This window comes from Blastococcus sp. OS1-29, assembly GCF_057628075.1.
The window spans coordinates 178,710-196,979 of record NZ_JBXXJK010000007.1; the positions used below are offsets into that span (position 1 = coordinate 178,710).

General features: G+C 71.6%; 13 protein-coding genes and 1 riboswitch. Of the genes, 5 read left to right on the forward strand and 8 right to left on the reverse strand.

Annotated features, from left to right (window positions below; all coding sequences use genetic code 11):
- Nucleotides 1–3: 3 nt before the first annotated feature.
- Nucleotides 4–1,590: an alpha/beta hydrolase gene (locus tag AC2H4J_RS18755; RefSeq protein ID WP_487466410.1), complete on the reverse strand. Its 1,587-nt coding sequence runs from the start codon at nucleotides 1,588–1,590 to the stop codon at nucleotides 4–6.
- A 60-nt stretch (nucleotides 1,591–1,650) separates the two neighbouring features.
- The gene (locus AC2H4J_RS18760) at nucleotides 1,651–2,724 is read right to left on the reverse strand and encodes an ATP-dependent DNA ligase (protein WP_487466411.1); all 1,074 of its coding nucleotides are present in this window, start codon (nucleotides 2,722–2,724) and stop codon (nucleotides 1,651–1,653) included.
- 51 nt (nucleotides 2,725–2,775) lie between these two features.
- Between AC2H4J_RS18760 and AC2H4J_RS18765 the strand changes: the two genes are divergently transcribed.
- On the forward strand, nucleotides 2,776–3,399 hold the full coding sequence (locus AC2H4J_RS18765; RefSeq protein ID WP_487466412.1) for a maltokinase N-terminal cap-like domain-containing protein: 624 nt from the start codon (nucleotides 2,776–2,778) through the stop codon (nucleotides 3,397–3,399).
- A complete protein-coding gene (locus AC2H4J_RS18770; RefSeq protein WP_487466413.1) occupies nucleotides 3,384–3,719 on the forward strand; it encodes a GYD domain-containing protein in 336 nt (111 codons plus the stop codon). Before AC2H4J_RS18765 ends, AC2H4J_RS18770 begins: the two co-directional genes overlap by 16 nt.
- Before the next feature lie 105 nt (nucleotides 3,720–3,824).
- Here AC2H4J_RS18770 and AC2H4J_RS18775 read toward each other — a convergent pair whose 3' ends face one another.
- The 3 genes from AC2H4J_RS18775 to treZ form a co-directional block, all read right to left on the reverse strand.
- Nucleotides 3,825–6,899: a Ser-Thr-rich GPI-anchored membrane family protein gene (locus tag AC2H4J_RS18775; protein WP_487466414.1), complete on the reverse strand. Its 3,075-nt coding sequence runs from the start codon at nucleotides 6,897–6,899 to the stop codon at nucleotides 3,825–3,827.
- Nucleotides 6,900–7,093: 194 nt separating this feature from the next.
- A complete protein-coding gene (locus AC2H4J_RS18780) occupies nucleotides 7,094–7,825 on the reverse strand; it encodes a dihydrofolate reductase family protein (protein ID WP_487466415.1) in 732 nt (243 codons plus the stop codon).
- 1 nt (nucleotide 7,826) lies between these two features.
- Nucleotides 7,827–9,581 (reverse strand): malto-oligosyltrehalose trehalohydrolase, encoded by a 1,755-nt coding sequence (treZ, locus tag AC2H4J_RS18785; RefSeq protein WP_487466416.1) that lies wholly within the window; start codon nucleotides 9,579–9,581, stop codon nucleotides 7,827–7,829.
- 165 nt (nucleotides 9,582–9,746) lie between these two features.
- Between treZ and AC2H4J_RS18790 the strand changes: the two genes are divergently transcribed.
- The 3 genes from AC2H4J_RS18790 to AC2H4J_RS18800 all read left to right on the forward strand — a co-directional run bounded on the left by AC2H4J_RS18790 (nucleotide 9,747) and on the right by AC2H4J_RS18800 (nucleotide 12,788).
- Nucleotides 9,747–10,772, forward strand: coding sequence for an efflux RND transporter periplasmic adaptor subunit (locus AC2H4J_RS18790; protein WP_487466417.1), 1,026 nt, complete (start codon nucleotides 9,747–9,749; stop codon nucleotides 10,770–10,772).
- A complete protein-coding gene (locus AC2H4J_RS18795) occupies nucleotides 10,769–11,497 on the forward strand; it encodes an ABC transporter ATP-binding protein (RefSeq protein WP_487466418.1) in 729 nt (242 codons plus the stop codon). Before AC2H4J_RS18790 ends, AC2H4J_RS18795 begins: the two co-directional genes overlap by 4 nt.
- A gap of 76 nt (nucleotides 11,498–11,573) precedes the next feature.
- Complete coding sequence (locus AC2H4J_RS18800; protein WP_487466419.1) at nucleotides 11,574–12,788, forward strand: ABC transporter permease; 1,215 nt, start codon at nucleotides 11,574–11,576, stop codon at nucleotides 12,786–12,788.
- Between the two features lie 56 nt (nucleotides 12,789–12,844).
- Here AC2H4J_RS18800 and AC2H4J_RS18805 read toward each other — a convergent pair whose 3' ends face one another.
- The 3 genes from AC2H4J_RS18805 to glgX form a co-directional block, all read right to left on the reverse strand.
- Nucleotides 12,845–13,447: a transglycosylase family protein gene (locus AC2H4J_RS18805; protein WP_487466420.1), complete on the reverse strand. Its 603-nt coding sequence runs from the start codon at nucleotides 13,445–13,447 to the stop codon at nucleotides 12,845–12,847.
- 3 nt (nucleotides 13,448–13,450) lie between these two features.
- Nucleotides 13,451–13,615: riboswitch (cyclic di-AMP (ydaO/yuaA leader) on the reverse strand.
- A gap of 199 nt (nucleotides 13,616–13,814) precedes the next feature.
- On the reverse strand, nucleotides 13,815–16,127 hold the full coding sequence (treY, locus tag AC2H4J_RS18810; RefSeq protein WP_487466421.1) for a malto-oligosyltrehalose synthase: 2,313 nt from the start codon (nucleotides 16,125–16,127) through the stop codon (nucleotides 13,815–13,817).
- Nucleotides 16,124–18,235 carry a glycogen debranching protein GlgX gene (glgX, locus tag AC2H4J_RS18815; RefSeq protein WP_487466422.1) on the reverse strand — a complete coding sequence of 704 codons (2,112 nt, stop codon included), beginning with the start codon at nucleotides 18,233–18,235 and terminating at the stop codon, nucleotides 16,124–16,126. The genes treY and glgX overlap by 4 nt, the downstream gene beginning before the upstream one ends.
- Between the last annotated feature and the right edge of the window lie 35 nt (nucleotides 18,236–18,270).

The following is an 18,270-nucleotide window of genomic DNA, read 5'->3' on the forward strand; positions in this document are numbered from 1 at the left end:
TGGTCAGGCAGGACAGGTCAGGCCGTCGATCGGCGGGGCGAGGTTGATCAGGTAGTTGTCCACCGCGTCGGTGATGCACTGGGTCTTCGGGTAGGACGTGTGCCCCTGGCCCTGCCAGACCAGCAGGACGCCGTTGGCCAGGTCGTCGGCCATGTCCTTGGCGCCGGGCTCCGGTGTCACCGGGTCGCCGGTGTTGCCGACGACGACGATCGGCGCGCTGCCGGCGGCGTCCCGCTCGGGCAGCGGCGTCCGGTGGGCCTTCCACACCGAGCAGGTGTAGAGCCCCACGGCCGAGCCGGCACCGAACAGCGGGTACTTCTGACCCCAGTCGACCGCGAGGCTGCGGATCTCGCTCTCGCTCTCGCTGTACTTCTTGTCGGTGTCGGCGCAGTTGATCGCGAGGTTCGCGTCGAAGAGGTTGGAGTACGTGCCGTCCTTGAGCCGGCCGGAGTAGCTGTCGGCGAGGGAGAACAGGCCCTTGGAGTCGCCCTTCTGCGCGGCGGCCAGGCCCTGGGCGAGCTGCGGCCAGGACGCGGTGTCGTACAGCGCCGCCTGCACCGCGGTCATGACGACGCCCGGGGTCGCCTTGCGCGTCTCGCCTTCCTGGCTGCTCGGGATCGGCGTCGCGGCAGCCTGGGTCAGCAGGTCGTTCACGAACTGGCGGGGGTCCGCACCGACCGGGCAGCCGGCGATGAGGGCGACGCAGTTGGCGGCGAAGGCGTCGAAGCCGGCCTCGAACGCCTTGGCGCTGGCCTCCGCGTCGGTCTTGGGGTCGGTGTTCGGGTCGACCGCCGCGTCCAGCACGAAGGCGCGCACCTTCTTCGGGAACAGCTCGGCGTAGGTCGAGCCCAGCGTCGTGCCGTAGGAGTAGCCGAGATAGGTCAGCTTGTCGTCGCCGAGGGACTGGCGCAGCTGCTCCATGTCGCGGGCGGTGTCGACGGTGTTGAACGTGCCCAGGGCGTCGCCGTACTGCTTGGCGCAGCCGTCGGCGACCTGCTTGGTGAGCTTGAAGGCGTCGTCGAGCTGGGCGTCGGTGGTGGGCCGCGGCTCGGCGGCGACCATGCGCTCCTTCATGTCGTCGGAGATGCACTCGACCGGTGTCGACAGCCCGACCCCGCGCGGGTCGAAACCGACGATGTCGAACCGGCTCATCACGTCGGCGGGCAGCGTGAGCGCCAGCCCGATGGCGGCGTCGGCTCCGGAGGCGCCGGGCCCACCGGGGTTGACCACGAGCGACCCGATCCGGTCGGTCTGCCCGGCCATGACGACGCGGACGAGGAACAGCGGCAGCGTGGCCCCCTGGGGCTCGTCGTAGCTGATCGGCACCTCGGTGCGGCCGCACTCGAACTTCAGGTTGCGGTCGCTGCCCGGCTGACCGGCGATCAGCGGCTGGATCTGCTCGTCACAGTCGCTCCACTTGATCGACGCGGCCTTCGGCTCGGCCGTCTTCGGAGACGTCGAGGCGGACTTCGAGGAGCCTGTCGCGACCGCGTCGGAGAAGGACGTGCAGCCCGTCAGGGCCATGGTCGCCGCGAGACCGAGGGCGAACAGGCTGGATGGGACGGCCGCCAGGCCTCGGTGCAGACGCATGATCACGAGCCTAGGAGGCGTACGACCGCGGTGCAGGCGCTCGCTACCGATCGGGGGACCTCAGCCTGCGAGAACCTCGGCCAGGTCGTACCGGACGGGGACGTCGAGCTGGTCGTACGTGCAGCTCAGCGCGTCCCTGTCGGGACGCCAGCGGAGGAACTGGCCGGTGTGACGAAGTCGTCGGCCTTCGAGCTGGTCGTACTTGATCTCCACGACCAGCTCGGGGCGCAGCGGCACCCAGGACAGGTCCTTCTTCGCGTTCCAGCGGCTGACCGCGCCGGGCATGCGGTGCTCGCCGTCGCCCATCACCTGCGCGTTGGCCCAGTCCTGCCACGGGTGTCCGTCGAGGGCGTTCGCCCGGTACGGCGCCAGCTCCTCGACCAGCTCCGCGCGGCGGGCCATCGGGAAGGACGCCGCGACGCCGATGTGCTGCAGGTCGCCGGCGTCGTTGTAGAGCCCCAGCAGCAGCGAGCCGACGATCGGCCCGCTCTTGTGCCAGCGGAACCCGGCGACGACGCAGTCCGCCGTCCGCACGTGCTTGATCTTGGTCATCAGCCGCTGGTCCGGCCCGTAGGGCAGGTCGGCGGACTTGGCGACGACGCCGTCGAGGCCGGCGCCCTCGAAGGTGTCGAACCAGCGCTGGGCGGTGTCCGCGTCCTGGGTGATCGCGGTGACGTAGACGGGTGCCTGCGCGCCGCCCAGCTTCGACTCCAGCCGCGCCCGGCGCTGCGCGAACGGTGTGTCCAGCAGCGACTCGTCGCCGATCGCCAGCAGGTCGAACGCCACGAACGACGCCGGCGTCTGCTCGGCCAGCAGGTTGATCCGCGACTCGGCCGGGTGGATGCGCTGGAGCAGGTCCTCGAAGTGCAACCGGTCGCCGCGGGGGACGACGATCTCGCCGTCGACGACGCACTTCTCCGGCAGGTTGGCCTTGACCGCGGCGACGACCTCGGGGAAGTACCGGGTCAGCGGCCGTTCGTTGCGGCTGCCGAGTTCCACTTCGTCCCCGTCGCGGAAGACGACGCAGCGGAAGCCGTCCCACTTGGGCTCGTAGTAGACGCCGTCACCGACCGGGAGCTTGGTCGCCGCCTTGGCCAGCATGGGCTTGACCGGCGGGAGCACGGGGAGGTCCATGCGGGTCAGTCAAGCAGGCGGATGGAGGTCGGGGCCTGCGAAGCTGTGGCCATGGCCACGATCCACACCGGGACGACGTTGTCGCCGGGCAAGCTGGAGCTGCTGACCGACTGGCTGCCGAGTCAGCCGTGGTACCGCGCCCCCGGGGCGGTGCCGCAGCTGAGCAAGGCCGGCGGCTTCCGCCTCGACGACCCGGGGGGCGAGGTCGGGATCGAGTTCCTGCTCGTCGGGGATGCGACCTCGGGGACGACGTACGCGGTGCCGATGACCTACCGGTCCGGGCCGCTGGCCGGATCGGAGGACGCGCTGATCGGCACCGCCGAGCACGGCGTCCTCGGCACGCGCTGGATCTACGACGGGGCGCGCGACCCCATCGCCGTCACGCAGCTGCTCGAGTTCATCAGCGGTCGCGTCGAGGCACAGCACCAGAGCAGGAGCGACACCCTCGATCCGTCTGTCGGCCGGACCTGGCGGGGGGCGGGGGAGCCCGGTCCGCTGGAGGTCCTTCGAGTGCCGACGGGGGACGCCGGGACCGCGCTCGGGTCCGTCGAGTGCGGCTGGACCCGCCCGGGAGGCACGACCGCGCGCGGAACGGTCGCCGTCGTCCGGTACCGAGCCCTAGCGTCGCTGCCCCAGGCGTTCACCCAGGAGGCGCGACGATGCCCATGTACCTGACCAGATTCAGCTACACCCCGGAGACCTGGGCGATGATGATCGCCGAGCCCGAGGACCGCCGGCGGGCCGTGACCGCCTACATCGAGTCGGTCGGCGGAAAGCTGCACGGGTTCTGGTACGCGTTCGGGACCCACGACGGGATCAGCCTCTGGGAGGCGCCCGACAACGTCTCGATGGCGGCGGTGGCCCTCGCGATCAGGGGCGGCGGAGCGCTCAGCTCGATCGAGACCACGGTGCTGTTGACCGTCGAGGAGACCCTGGACGCGCTGGGTCGCGCCCAGGCCGTCGGCTACCGCGCCCCCGGACGCCTTAGCGGGTGAACAGGACCCCGTCCTCGTCCCCCCGGAACGGTCAGGAGCGTCGCGTCGGCGACGGGCCTGTGAGGTGGCGCGTCTCGGGGAGCGCGCCACCTCGCAGGTCGCCGATCAGGTGACCGTGAACGTCCTCGTCACCTCGACCACGTTGCTGGCCGCGAGCAGGACCGGGCGGATCCGCAAGGTGTAGGTGCCCGGAGCCAATGTGGCCGGCGCCTGGTAGACGAACGACCCGGTGCCGTCGTCCGCGGTCACCGCACCGCTCTTGACCGTCAGGACCTTCGTTCCCTGCACCAGGTCGATCCGGACCGGGACAGCAGCCCCGGACGAGAACGACCACGCGATGGTGGCGGTCTGTCCGCGAACCACCGAGGAGGCACCCGAGGAGGTCAGGGTCGGCCGCACCACCGCAACGGAGGTCGTTCCGAGGATCGCGGTGTTGGCCGCCGGTGCCACCTCGAACTCGTAGCTTCCGGGCGCGAGGTTGACCGGCAGGCGATAGGTCAGGGAGCCCGTCCCGGAGCTGGACGTCTGGCCGCTCGTGGTCAGTGTGCTGACTGCCCGAGTGCCCTGCATGAGGCGGATCCTGACCGGCGCAACCGCGCCGTCCGTGAACGCCCAGGACACGGTCACCGGTGCGCCGGCAACACCGGAGGACGAGGCGGACGCCGACACCTGGGGCCACCCGACGGTGATCGAGGCCGCAGAAGTGCCCGACACCAGGGTGTTGCCCACGACCGTCGCGCGGATCTTCCAGTCGCCCTTCGGCAGGTTCACCGGCACCGGCCAGTCATAGGCGCCCGTCGCCAACGGGAGGCTGGCGACGACCGTCACCGGCCCGAGAGGCGGCGACACCGCCTCCAGCTTCACTGCCGTGCCGGGAACGCCCACCGTGGCGAAGGTGATCGCGATGCGCTGTCCGGCGATGACGGAACCCGGTGTGCTCTGTGACGTGACCGTCACCGAGGTTCCGTCGATTGCCAACCCCCGCGTCGCGATCACCGTCGGGAACGACACAGGCACCAGCCGGACCTTGTAATCGTCGCCGGTCGGCAATTTCGCCGGGACGGTGAAGGTGAGGCTGCCGCCGGCCGTGGGGGTCACCGGGCTGGTGAAGACCACCAGGTCCCCCTTGACCAACTCGGCCTTCACCGAGACGCCGAGCTCGCCGGAGGCGGTCCAGGCCACCGTCAGCGGTGCGCCCGCAGTCGCGGTCGTACCGGACACGGGGGAGGTGACCACCAACTGGCGGGTGCTGCCCACCGAGAACTCATCGGTCACCGCCGGGGCCTTGGGCAGGGCCGAGAGGGTTGTGCGGAACTGGTACCCCGCGCCGTTGTTCAGAGCGGCAGGCAGCGTGACGTCGACGCCGCCGGTACCCAGCACAGCGGCACTCTTGAGGACGGCGAGCAACTTCCCGTCCTTGAGCAGCTCGACCTTGACGGTCCCGCCGGGCGCCCCGGTGTAGGTCCAGGTCACTCGAGCGGTGCCGCCGGCAGCTGCTGCGGAGGTGAACGCCGGGGTGAACGAGGGGTCGACGACGGAGAACACGTCGCTCGTGACCGCGTACTGGAGTGCCAGTAGCGGGGTGACCCTGAGGCGATAGTCGTCACCGCGGGCCGTCGCCAACGGAACCACGTAGTCGTACCGTCCGGTGCCCAGCGCGACCTTCGAGGTCAGCACCTTCGTGAGGATGCCGCCGCGCAGCAGCTCCACCTTGGCATCCGAGCCCAGGTATCCGCTGGTGGACCAGGTCGCGCTCAGCTTCCCGGACGCGATCACGCGCTGCCCGGTCGTCGGAGCCGTCAGGGTCAGCGACGCAGGAGCGGCGCCGCCACGGAAGCCGGCGACCGTGCTGGCCGTCATGTTGAGCACCGACCGGTTGTCCGCGGCGTTCGCCGCACCCGCCGGCGCGCCCGTCGGAGCACCGCTGTAGGTCAGGTCCGGGTTGGAGAAGCGCAGCAGACGGACGCAGGTCGGGCAGGCGTTGGCGTAGGCCATGACGGTCCGCCAGCCCTGCTGCGCGTTGACCCAGCCGTAGCCGTAGGACCACGGAGCGGTGCCGTTGGCCACGGCCCGGTCGTGGGACGCGCCGAAGTTGTGTCCCAGCTCGTGCGTGAACGACATGTTGCCCGTGGCGCAGCCGGTGTCGGTGACGCTGAACCCGTATCCCGCGAACGACGGGCTGACGTTGTTCATGAGGTAGCCGATGCCGCAGGCCGAGCCACCCGGGTTGTCGGTGATGAGGGCCACCAGGTCGGCGCCGTACTGGTCGCGCAGCACGTGCAACTCGTCGTAGACACCGTCGGTCGTGCCGGCCAGCTTGCCGAGCGTCGTCCCGTTGACCGGGCTGTTGAGGGCGACCTCCGCCGAGTGCACGAGGCGTACCGAGGCATTGATGCCCGAAGTGGCGAATGCGCTGTTGGTCTGCTCGATCATCAGTGCGACGTCGGCGTCGATGACGGCCTGTCCGCCCTCGCGGGTCTTCGCCGCGGTGGAGTAGGCGATCAGCACGTCGATGACAGGAGCGTCGGAGTCCCTGACGGTCGGCGGGACGACGCCGGTGGTGCCCTGGACCACGCCTCCGGTGTCCGCCTCCGGGGTCGGTACCGCGACGTCCTCCTCGTCGGGGAACTGCGACGCGTCGACCTGTTCGATCCGGGTGCGGCCGTCAGGCATCGGGCGGAGCCGGTACGTGGCGTCCTTGCTCGACACCATCCCGGAGAGCACTCCGGCCTGCTCGACGAGAACGACCGTGCTGTCCTTGTCCCCGTCGATCGTTCCGTTCCACGTCCGGTATCCGGCCTTGGACCGGAGCGTTGGCGCGGAGAGGTCGACCACGACCGTGGTGTCGTCGAAGAGCGGCAGCGCGATCTGCTGTGCTGCCTCGGCGGCGTTGTCGGGAAGAGCCGCGGTGTCCACCTTCACCGTGCGGGAGCGAGCGACGCCGCGTTCCCCGCCTTCGACGGCCTCGGTCTCATCGGTCACGAGGGTGCGCACACCGTCGGCAGGCGCGGTCTCCGCGGACGAGCCGGACGCCGAGGGCGCGGGCTCGGCGGTGGCCGTCCCGGAGGACGTCAGTGCCAGTGCGCAGGATGCCACGACGACCGTGGCGGCTGCCGCGACGGCAAGGGCGGCTGTCGCGAGGGTGAGACCGCGGTGACGGCGCGCGGGGGATGAGCTCATCGTGGGACCCCTAGGCAGGCCCACCTTCCGTAGCGGGCGTCCCGGAAGGCGTCGGCGCACTCCCGTCGGTGCTGGATCGATGACCCAGGTTTCTCACCCTTCGGGGTGGATCCGTCACGCCCCCCGCACCACGGGAGACCGACGACAGCGTCGCCGGACGGGCTGGCCGTCCGACGGGCGCGTCGGGCCGGAAGCTACCTGTTGCTGCCGACGCTGTAGCGCGTGAAGAGGACGCCGTCCTCCTCGACCACCTGGCGGAGGTCCAGCCGGACGACGTCCGGCAACCCCTCCACCAGCCGGTGCTGCTGCCCGACCAGGGCGGGCGCGATCGAGAGATCCAGCTCGTCCACCACGCCGGCCGTCAGCGCGTCGCGGAACAGCGTCGGACCGCCCTCGCACAGCACCTGCTCGTGTCCGAGCTCTGCCAGCCGGTCGACGGCTCGCGGGAGGTCCACCTCGTCGTCGCCGCAGACCAGGACGACGACCCCGGCCGCCTCCAGTCCGGCCCGGCGGCTCTCGTCGGACGCGGCGCAGGTGATCAGGATCGTGGGGGAGACGGCCCCCGTGACCAGGCCGCTCTCCGGGTCGAGGGACGCCCGCTTCGACACGATCGCGATCGGTGCGGTCGCGGGCCGGCCGATCGAGGTGCGCAGCCGCCCGACGGCGGAGTCGGCGGTCATCGGCCGGTAGCCCTCGGCCGCCGCGGTGCCGTGCCCCACGAGGACGACGTCGGCCAGCGCGCGCAGCACCTGGAAGACCTGCCGGTCCCCGGGCGACCCCAGCCCCTCGCTGCGGCCGTCGACGGTCACCGCGCCGTCCAGCGACGCGATGAAGTTGACCCGCAGGTGGCGGCCCTCGGGCAGCCGGTAGGCGTCGACCAGGCCGGCCCCGTCCAGGTTCGCCGGGTCGGGCAGCAGGCGGCGCACGTCAGCGGGTGCTCAGGACCGCGGCGCTCTCCGCGGGGAGCGTCACCGTCCTGCCGTCGAGGACGGGCAGCTCGGACGTGGCGAACAGGACGTCGCCCGCGGGGGAGTCGAGGTCGATTTCGCGCGGGGCGTCGGCGAGGTTGACCACCACGCGCAGCGAACCGCGGTGCACGACCAGCCAGCTGTCCGCGTCGTCCCAGGTGACCTGGACGGCGGACAGGTCGGTGTCGAGCAGATCGGGATGTGCCCGGCGCAGCGCGATCAGCGCGCGGTGCACGGCCAGCAGCCGCTCGTGCGGCTCGTGCGACAGCTCCGACCAGTCCAGCTTCGACCGCGTGAAGGTCTCCGGGTCCTGCGGGTCCGGGACGACGTCGGCGTCCCACCCGTGCTCGGCGAACTCGCCGATCCGCCCCTCGGCCGTGGCCTTGCCGAGCTCGGGCTCCGGGTGGCTGGTGAAGAACTGCCACGGCGTGCCGGCGCCCCACTCCTCGCCCATGAAGAGCATCGGGGTGAACGGGCTGGTCAGCACCAGGGTGGCACCGACGGCGAGCAGGCCGGGGGAGAGGGTCGCCGAGATCCGGTCGCCGACCGCGCGGTTGCCGATCTGGTCGTGGTCCTGCAGGTAGCCCAGGAACTTCCAGCCGGGCAGCGTCGCGGTGTCGACCGGCCGGCCGTGGTGGCGGCGGCGGAAGCTGGACCACGTGCCGTCGTGGAAGAAGGCGCCGGTGAGCACCCTGGCCAGGCCGCCGAGCCCGGCCTCGGCGAAGTCGGAGTAGTAGCCCTGTCCCTCGCCGGTCAGCAGCGCGTGCAGCGAGTGGTGGAAGTCGTCGCTCCACTGCGCGGTGAGCCCGAGACCACCGGCGACCCGGGGGGTGACCACGCGCGGGTCGTTGAGGTCGCTCTCGGCGATCAGCGTGAGCGGCCGGCCGACGGCGACCGACAGCTTGTCGACCTCCTGCGCCATCTCCTCCAGCACGTGGGTGGCCCGCTCGTCGACCAGCGCGTGCACGGCGTCCAGCCGGAGCCCGTCGACGTGCAGGTCCCGCAGCCACATCAGCGCGTTGTCGATGACGTAGCGGCGCACCTCGTCGGAGTCCGGGCCCGACAGGTTGATCGAGTTGCCCCAGGTGTTCGCGCCGCCTTCGGCGAAGACGGGGAAGAACTCCGGCAGGTAGTTCCCGGACGGGCCGAGGTGGTTGTAGACGACGTCCTGGATCACGCCGAGGCCCTGCTGGTGGCAGGCGTCGACGAAGCGCTGGTAGGCCGCGGGACCGCCGTACTCCTCCTGCACGGCGTACCAGAGCACTCCGTCGTAACCCCAGTTGTGCGTGCCGTTGAAGGCGTTGACCGGCAGCAGTTCGACGAAGTCGACGCCGAGCCGCACCAGGTGGCCGAGCCGGCCGATCGCGGCATCGAGGGTGCCCTCGGGGGTGAACGTGCCGACGTGCAGCTCGTAGACGACGCCGCCGGCCAGCGGCCGGCCGGTCCACGAGTCGTCCCCCCACTCGTAGGTGTCGGGGTCGAACCGCCGTGACAGCCCGTGCACGCCGTCGGGCTGGCGGCGGCTCCTCGGATCGGGGCGCGGGACGTCGTTGGCGTCGAGCAGGAAGCCGTAGTCGGCCTCGGGGCCCGCCTCGACCTCCGCCCGCCACCAGCCCCCGTCCTCGCGGGTCATGTCGTGGACCTCGCCGTCGACCTGGATCCGCACCCGCTCGGGCAGGGGCGCCCAGACGGAGAACTCGGCGGGAGCGGACATGCAGGGGGCCTCCAGGGACGGCGGTGGGGACGGCGGCTCGATCATGCCCGGCACCCAGGCGTCGAACCCTCCGGGCCGACGTGATCCGGTACGGCCGACGTCACGGTTCCGGAACCGCGCGTGTTTCCCTGGTCATGTGCATACGCGGTATGCATACTCTCGGCCATGAGCGTCGTACGCACCGTCGTGTTCCCCGCGCTGCGCTTGCTGGTGTGGGCGGTCATCGCGGCCGCGCTCGTCGTCCTGGCGTTCCGGGGCGGCGACTCCGGGGCCACGGCGTCCGGGCCGGGCGCCCCGACGCTCGAGCTGAACTCCCCGCCGGTCCCGGTCGCGCGCGGCAGCGTCACCAACACGGTCTCGGTGACGGGGGCGGTCGTCGCCGACGACGCGGTGCCGGTGAGGGCGACCGCGGCCGGCACGGTCCGCAAGCTGCTGGTGCCGGCCGGGTCGACGGTGACCGCCGGCCAGGCCCTGCTCGAGATCCGGTACGAGCAGGAGCGCGACCCGGTCGCCGGCACCGACGCCGACGGCAACCCGACGTCGGCGCCCCGCCCGCCCCTGGTCAAGACCGCGACCGTGCCGGCGCCGGCCGCCGGCACCGTCACCGCCGTCGACGTGCTGGTCGACCAGGTGGTCGCCGTCGGCGACAAGATCGGCGCCGTCTCACCGGGCACCCTGTCCGTGACGGCCGCCGTCAGCCAGACCGACCAGTTCCGGCTGCTCGCTCCGCCCACCACCGCCGAGGTGGAGGTGCAGGGCGGCCCGGCGCCGTTCACCTGCAGCGGCCTGAAGCTGGGGGTGACGGCCGGCGGGACGGCGAGCCCGCCGGACGACGGCACCGGGGCCCAGCCGCAGCCCGTCTCCGGTGGTGGCACGACCGCGCGGTGCCAGGTGCCGGCGGGCGTGACGGTCTTCCCGGGCATGGCCGCCACGGTGCGGATCCAGGCGGGGGTCGCCGAGAACGTCCTCGTCGTTCCGGTGACCGCCGTCCAGGGTGCGGTGCAGAAGGGCAACGTCTGGGTCGTGGGCGACGACGGGTCGCAGGAGCAGCGGGCCGTGTCCCTCGGCATCACCGACGGCGAGCTGGTCGAGGTGCGCGACGGCCTCAGCGAGGGCGAGCAGGTGCTGCAGTTCGTGCCCGTGCCGAACGACACCGTCGAGGACCCGAGGATGGGCGGTCCCTACGGATGAGCCTCATCGAGATGAGCGGCATCAGCCGCTCGGTGCGGCTGCCGGACGAGTCGCTCCTGCCGATCCTCACCGGGGTCGACCTGTCGGTCGCTCCGGGCGAGCACGTCTCGATCGTGGGTCGGTCGGGTTCGGGGAAGTCGACGCTGCTGAATCTGCTCGGCCTGCTGGACACCCCGACGTCGGGCACCTATGTCCTGGACGGGGAGGCCGCCGACCGGCTGCGCGCCCGCCGCAGGTCCAGGCTGCGCGGCGAGATGTTCGGGTTCGTCTTCCAGCAGTTCAACCTGCTGCCCCGCCGGACCGCGGCCGAGAACGTCGCCGCGCCGCTGCTCTACGCCCGGGGCCGGGAGTACCTCACCCGCCGCCGGGCCGCGCGCGAGATGCTCGACCGGGTCGGGCTCGGCGCCCGCGCCGACCAGGTGCCCGAGCGGCTCTCCGGTGGTGAGCAGCAGCGGGTCGCCATCGCGCGCGCACTGGTCCGCCGTCCCCGCGTCGTCCTCGCGGACGAGCCGACCGGCGCGCTGGACGTCGAGACCGGGGCCCAGGTGATGGCGCTGCTGGCGCAGGCGGCGGCCGAGAACGGCGCCGCCCTCATCACCATCACCCACGACCTCTCCGTGGCGGCCCTCGCCTCGCGGCAGTACCGGCTGGCCGAGGGACACCTCTCGCCGTTGGTGGAGGCCGGCGCGCTGGGGGCGGTCACGTCCGACCGGGCCAACACGTGACCGAGCTTGCGAGGTCACGCATGGGTGGAGCACCGGCTCCGGGCACGGGGTCGACGAGCGCCAGCGAGGTGACCTCGTGACGGGGGTGCTCGGGTCCCTCGCCGAGGCGTGGGACGAGGTGCGGGTGCACAAGAGCCGCGTCGTCCTCTCGCTCGTCGGCGTCTTCCTCGCCGTGTTCGCGATGACGACGGTGTCGGCGCTCGGCGAGCTGCTCGCCCAGGCGCAGCAGGAGCAGGGCGAGCGGTCCGGGGGGCGGCCCGCGACCGTCGCGGTGACGGCGTTCGACCCGGCCACCGGCAACTCGCCGGACTCCGCGGAGTGGGAGAGCGCGGTCTCCGACCTGGTGGAGCGGTACGGCATCACGACGTCGGCGAGCAGCGCTTACGAGCAGGGCCTCTTCCGCCTGCCCGGCGGCACCCGGGCGATCCAGGTGCAGCGGGTCTCCCCGTCCTACGGCGCGTTGCACCGGATCGAGCCGGTCGAGGGTCGATGGCTGCGCGACGGGGACCGGACCAGCTTCTCCCCGGCGCTGGTCGTAAACGAGGCCTTCCTCGGTGCGCTGGGGGCAGCGGACCTCTCCAGCAGGCCCACGGTGGTGATCGGCGGACCGGTGCCGGTCCGGGCCACGATCGTCGGCGTCGTGCGGGCCGGCTACGGCGATGAGCTCCTGGCCTACCGGGTCGACCGGTCGACCGGCCCCTGGGAGGGCTCGGCCACGGGGGGACCGTCGATGTACGGCCCCACCTCGCTGGAGCTGTGGGTCCCGGCCGACCAGGCGGAGCAGGTGATGACGACGGTGCGGCACGATCTCGGTCTGGCCCTGCACGGCGTGCACGTCGACGCCTATCGGCAGGACTTCCCGGGCATCGAGGAGGCGCTGTCGATCCTGCGGCTCGCGGTCCGCGGCGCCGGCGGGATCGTGCTGCTGCTCGGGGGGCTGGGTGTCCTCAACATCGGGCTGGTCACCGTGCGGCAGCGGATCCGGGAGATCGGCGTCCGGCGCAGCTTCGGGGCGACGTCCGGGCGGATCTTCGCGGCGGTGATGCTGGAGAGCGTCTGCGCCACCGCGCTGGCCGGCGTGGCCGCCGTGGGCGCGTCGATCGTGCTGGTGCGCAACCTGCCGCTGGACCGGCTGCTGAACAACGGCATCCCGCTGGCCGACGCCCCGGGCTTCCCGGTCTCGTCGGCCGTGCAGGGTCTCGTCGCCGCCACCCTGGTCGGCGCGCTCGCCGGGCTGCTCCCGGCGATCATCGCCGTCCGCGCGAAGGTGATCGACGCGATCCGGTTCTGACAGGTGGGCGGCGCACGCCGCCCACCTGTCAGAACCCTGCCGTCAGGATTCCGTGGTCAGAGCCGCAGGGTCTGACCCACGTAGACGAGGTTCGGATCGGGGATGGTTCCCGCGTTGAGCGCCCACAGTCCCCGCCAACCACCGGCGGATCCTTGTTCGGCCGCGATGGTCGACAGGGTGTCTCCCGGCTGCACGATGTACGTCCCGCCGCTCGGCGTGAGCTGGACGGCGGGTGTGGCGATGTAGGCCGGTGCCGCGGCCGGCACGGGTGCCGCGGTGTCCGCGGCCGGTGTCGAACCACCGCTCAGGTTGTGCCCGCACGTCGGCCAGGCACCGATGCCCTGACCGGCCAGGACCCGTTCCGCCACGGCAATCTGCTCAGCCGCTGACGCGAGATCCGCACGGGGGGCGTACTCGGCCCCGCCGAAGGCCGACCACGTCGACGCACTGAACTGCAGCCCGCCGTAGTAGCCGTTCCCCGTGTTGATGCTCCAGTTCCCGCCGGACTCGCACTGGGCGACCCCGGACCAGTCGTGCTCGGCCGCGGACGCAGGTGCGGCGAGTGCGCCGACGCCGACGGCTGCGGCGCCGAGGACGACCGCCCCGGTGCGCAGCGGATGACGGACGAGGGCGCGCGTCATGGAGACGTTCTCGGACATGGGTGATCCTCCGATCACCGCCTGCGAGGTGAGCTGTCGGGTTCGGGCGAATCGGATTGCCCGGCCGCGTGGCGCCAGGACGCACGGCGCGGCTTCACCCCAAGACGCGCAAGCGCGCCGGGAAGATCGGTTCCCCCGCCCCCGTCCTGGATGAGTCGGTGTCAGGCTGCCGGCGGACGAGGTTGGGCGGTCCGGCACCTCGCACCCCGGCCGAGGCTGGGCAGGGCGCCCGAGGGACGCTAGGTGCTCGTGCCGCCGCGGGCCCGTCGGACAGGGCCACTCCGTGCGAGTCGTCCCGGCGTGTCGGCGCCACGCCGGGACGCGCTATCTGATTGCGCGCAGTCGACCGCAGCGCGTGCGGTCCTCCTCAGTCGCGGACCAGGAGCGCCACCGGGAGCGTGGCCAGGACGAGATCGGCGGCGATCCCGGCGGCGGCGGAGACGAACCGCTGCCCGGTGAGCAGGTCGCGCCACGGGCCGTTCGGCAACTGCAGCGCGGTGTCGCCCCAGCCCGCGGCGGCGAGCGAGGCCGGCAGTCGGGTGGCGACCGCCACCACGCCGCCGCGGTCGAACGCGACCACGTGGTCGGCGCCCGACCCGCTGACCGCGACCGGCTCGTACCCCGCGAACCACTCGGGGTGATCCCGGCGGGCACGCAGCACGCGGGAGACCACGAGCAGCTTCGCCGCTCCCGATTCGTCGACGGCCGGCACGTCGCCGGCGTCGAGCGCGGCCAGCAGCTCCCGGCGCTTCGCGTAGTCGACCGGGCGGCGGTTGTCGGGGTCGACCAGCGAGTGGTCCCAGAGCTCGGTGCCCTGATAGACGTCGGGGACGCCCGGCATGGTCAGCTGGAGCAACTTCTGGGACAGCGAGTTCGATCGGCCGAAGCCGGCGATCCGCTCGACGAACTTGTGGATCCGCGCCGCGGTCGCCTCGTCGTCGTACGCGGCGTCCACGAGGTCGTGCAGGTGCGCCTCGAACTCCTCGTCCGGATCGGTCCACGTCGTGGACGTCCCCGCCTCGCGGGCCGCCTTCTCCACGTAGGCGTGGGCGCGCTCGCGCGACAGGGGCCACGCGCCCACCAGGTTCTGCCACACGAGGTGTGCCAGCGGCCGGTCGGGAAGCGGGTGGCGGGCGAGCAGGTAGCGCACGAGATCCGCCCACTCGGTGGGGACCTCGGACAGGACCGCCAGCCGGGCGCGCACGTCCTCGCTGCGCTTGGTGTCGTGCGTCGACAGCGTCGTCATCGACTGCGGGTAGCGCTCCGCCCGGCGCTGCTGGGCGGCGTGGAATTCCGCCACCGTGCTGCCGAAGCGGGCCGGGTCGCCACCCACCTCGTTGAGCGCGACGAAGCGCGCCCAGCGGTAGTAGGCGGAGTCCTCGACCCCCTTGGCCATCACCGGCCCGCTGGTCTGCTCGAAGCGCGTCGCCGCCTCGGTCCCGGCCTGGGCGAGCACCGGGTGCAGGGCGTCGAGGGCGGCCACCAGGTCCGGACGACGCTCGCGGACCGCGGCCACCGTGGCGTCGAGGTGCTCGCGCCCGTCCGGCAGGTAGCTGCGGTAGACGCCGAAGGTGGCGAGGAGCTCGGCCAGCGCCTCGGTCTGCTGCGCCGCGTCGACGCCGGGCAGCTCGCCGATCACCCGGACCAGCCGGGCCACCTCCGAGCCGAGCATTCCGTCGGTGACCTCGCGCTTGCAGTCGTGGACGAGCTCCGCGTAGTCGACGGTGCGACCGGCCAGTTCGGTGTCCAGCGCGGTCGACGCGGGCTCGCCGGCCGGGTCGACGAGCACCTCGTCGACCTCGGCGAGCGCGTCGTAGCCCGTCGTCCCCGCCGTCCGCCAGGTCTCGGGCAGGTCTTCACCCGGCTCGAGGATCTTCTCCACGACCGTCCACCTGTCACCGGACAGCCGGGCCAGTCTCTCCAGGTAGCTCTTGGGGTCGGCCAGGCCGTCGGGATGGTCGATCCGCAGGCCGTCGACCGCTCCGTCGCGCACGAGCCGGAGCACCAGCTCGTGGGTCGCGTCGAAGATGGCCGGGTCCTCGACCCGCAGGCCGGCGAGGGTGTTGATGGCGAAGAAGCGGCGGTAGTTGAGGTCGGAGTCGGCGCGCCGCCAGTCGACCAGCTCGTAGTGCTGGCGGGCGTGCACCTCCTGCGGCGTGCCTTCCTCGGTGCCCGGCGCGATCGGGAAACGGTTCTCGTAGTAGTGCAGTTCGCCGTCCACCACCTTGAGTTCGGAGAGGTCGTCCGCCGAGCCCAGGACGGGGATGCGGACCTTCCCGGACCCGAACTCCCAGTCGATGTCGAACGCACTCGCGTGCTCGCTCTGCTGCCCGTATGTCAGCACGTCCCACCACCACGGCGCCGCGGCGGCGTCCGCGACCCCCATGTGATTGGGCACGAGGTCGAGCACGAGGCCGAGACCGTGCTCGTGCAGTGCGGCCACGAACCGGTCGAAGCCCTCCCGCCCGCCGCGCGCCTCGTCGATGTGCGCGTGGTCGACCGTGTCGTACCCGTGGTTGCTGCCCTCGGCCGAGCGCAGCAGGGGAGAGGAGTAGGCGTGCGTCACCCCGAGGTCGGCCAGGTAGCCGGCGACGTCGGCGGCGTCCTGCAGCCGGAACCCGGCATGGATCTGCAGCCGGTACGTGGACGCCGGAACGTTTCCCCCGTGAGCCGCGGTCACAACGCGGGTCCGCGCAGCACGACGATCGACCGGCCCTGCACCGTGACCGTCTCGCCCGGCTTGACCTCCACCGGCTCGACCTCGTTCATCTCCGCGGTGTCGAGGACGGGAGTCCAGGACGGCGCGTAGTCGTCGCTCGGCAGGCAGAAGTCGATCGGCTGGTCCGAGGCGTTGAACGCCAGGTAGAAGTGGTCGTCCTTCACGTACTCGCCGCGCTCGTCCATCTCGCGGATACCGAGCCCGTTGAGGTAGACCGACAGCGACTTGGCGTAGCCGACGTCCCAGTCCTCGTCGGTCATGGACTCGCCCTCGGGGGTGAGCCAGTCGATGTCCGGCACCGGCTCGCCCTGCCCGCGGCGCACGGGCCGACCGTGGAAGAACCGGCGGCGCCGGAACGTCGGGTGCTCTCTGCGCAGTTTCGTGACGGCCTTGGTGAACTCGAGCAGGCCCTGATCGACGTTCTCCCAGTCGATCCAGGTGAGCTCGGAGTCCTGGCAGTAGCCGTTGTTGTTGCCGCCCTGGCTGCGGCCGAGCTCGTCACCGTGCAGCAGCATCGGCACCCCCTGGCTGAGCATCAGCGTCGCGATGAAGTTGCGCCGCTGCTGGGCGCGCAACTGCAGGATCTCCGGGTCGTCGGTGGGGCCCTCGACCCCGCAGTTCCAGCTGCGGTTGTGGCTCTCGCCGTCGTTGTTGCCCTCGCCGTTGGCCTCGTTGTGCTTCTCGTTGTAGGACACGAGGTCGTTGAGCGTGAAGCCGTCGTGGGCGGTGACGAAGTTGATGCTTGCGTAGGGACGGCGTCCGGAGTGCTGGTACAGGTCCGAGGAGCCGGAGATGCGATCGGCGAACTCGCCGATGGTGCCGCCCTCACCGCGCCAGAAGTCGCGGACGGTGTCGCGGTACTTGCCGTTCCACTCGGTCCACAGCGCCGGGAAGTTGCCGACCTGGTACCCGCCCTCACCGACGTCCCAGGGCTCGGCGATCAGCTTGACCTGGCTGACGACCGGGTCCTGGTGCACGAGGTCGAAGAACGCGGCCAGCCGGTCGACGGCGTGCAGCTCACGGGCCAGCGTGGACGCGAGGTCGAAGCGGAAGCCGTCGACGTGCATCTCGGTGACCCAGTACCGCAGCGAGTCCATGATCAGCTGCAGCGACTGCGGCGTCCGGACGTTGAGGGTGTTGCCGGTGCCGGTGTAGTCCATGTAGTACTGCTTGTCGTCCTCGACCAGGCGGTAGTACGTCTGGTTGTCGATGCCCTTGAACGACAGCGTCGGCCCGAGGTGGTTGCCCTCGGCGGTGTGGTTGTAGACGACGTCCAGGATGACCTCGATGCCGGCCTCGTGCAGGGCGCGGACCATGCCCTTGAACTCCTGCACCTGCTGCCCGGTGGTGGTGTCGCTGGCGTACTCGTCGTGCGGCGCGAAGAAGCCGATCGTGTTGTAGCCCCAGTAGTTCCGGAGACCCTTCTGCAGCAGGGTGTCGTCCTGCACGAACTGGTGCACCGGCATGAGCTCGATCGCGGTGATGCCGAGGTCGGTGAGGTACTCGATCGTGGCGGGGTGGGCGACGCCGGCGTAGGTGCCGCGCAGCTCCTCGGGGATGCGCGGGTTGGTCATCGTCAGGCCCTTGACGTGGGCCTCGTAGACGACCGTCTTGTGGTACGGCGTGTTCGGCGGCCGGTCGACGCCCCAGTCGAAGTACGGGTTGGTGACGACGGACTTCGGCATGTGCGGCGCCGAGTCCTCGTCGTTGCGCTCCTTGGTCTCGAAGTCGTAGCCGAACAGCGAGGGGTTCCAGTCGATCTGGCCGTCGATCGCCTTGGCGTACGGGTCGAGCAGGAGCTTGTGGGGGTTGCAGCGCAGGCCCTGTTCCGGGTCGTAGGGGCCGGTGACGCGGAAGCCGTACTTCTGGCCCGGGTGGATGCCCGGCAGGAAGGCGTGCCAGACGTAGCCGTCCATCTCGGGGAGCCGGATGCGCTCCTCGTTGCCGTCGTCGTCGAAGAGGCACAGCTCGACCTTCTCGGCCACCTCGCTGAAGATCGCGAAGTTCGTGCCGGTGCCGTCGTACGTGGCCCCGAGGGGGTAGGCGCTGCCGGGCCAGACCTGCGTCATCTGTGGGTGTGTTCCTTCTGATCGGAGCCCGCCCG

Coding starts and splice junctions, on each gene's coding strand:
- AC2H4J_RS18755 (WP_487466410.1), bottom strand. CDS start 1,590: ATGCGTCTGCACCGAGGCCTGGCGGCCGTCCCATCCAGCCTGTTCGCC.
- AC2H4J_RS18760 (WP_487466411.1), bottom strand. CDS start 2,724: ATGGACCTCCCCGTGCTCCCGCCGGTCAAGCCCATGCTGGCCAAGGCG.
- AC2H4J_RS18765 (WP_487466412.1), top strand. CDS start 2,776: ATGGCCACGATCCACACCGGGACGACGTTGTCGCCGGGCAAGCTGGAG.
- AC2H4J_RS18770 (WP_487466413.1), top strand. CDS start 3,384: ATGCCCATGTACCTGACCAGATTCAGCTACACCCCGGAGACCTGGGCG.
- AC2H4J_RS18775 (WP_487466414.1), bottom strand. CDS start 6,899: ATGAGCTCATCCCCCGCGCGCCGTCACCGCGGTCTCACCCTCGCGACA.
- treZ (WP_487466416.1), bottom strand. CDS start 9,581: ATGTCCGCTCCCGCCGAGTTCTCCGTCTGGGCGCCCCTGCCCGAGCGG.
- AC2H4J_RS18790 (WP_487466417.1), top strand. CDS start 9,747: ATGAGCGTCGTACGCACCGTCGTGTTCCCCGCGCTGCGCTTGCTGGTG.
- AC2H4J_RS18795 (WP_487466418.1), top strand. CDS start 10,769: ATGAGCCTCATCGAGATGAGCGGCATCAGCCGCTCGGTGCGGCTGCCG.
- AC2H4J_RS18805 (WP_487466420.1), bottom strand. CDS start 13,447: ATGTCCGAGAACGTCTCCATGACGCGCGCCCTCGTCCGTCATCCGCTG.
- glgX (WP_487466422.1), bottom strand. CDS start 18,235: ATGACGCAGGTCTGGCCCGGCAGCGCCTACCCCCTCGGGGCCACGTAC.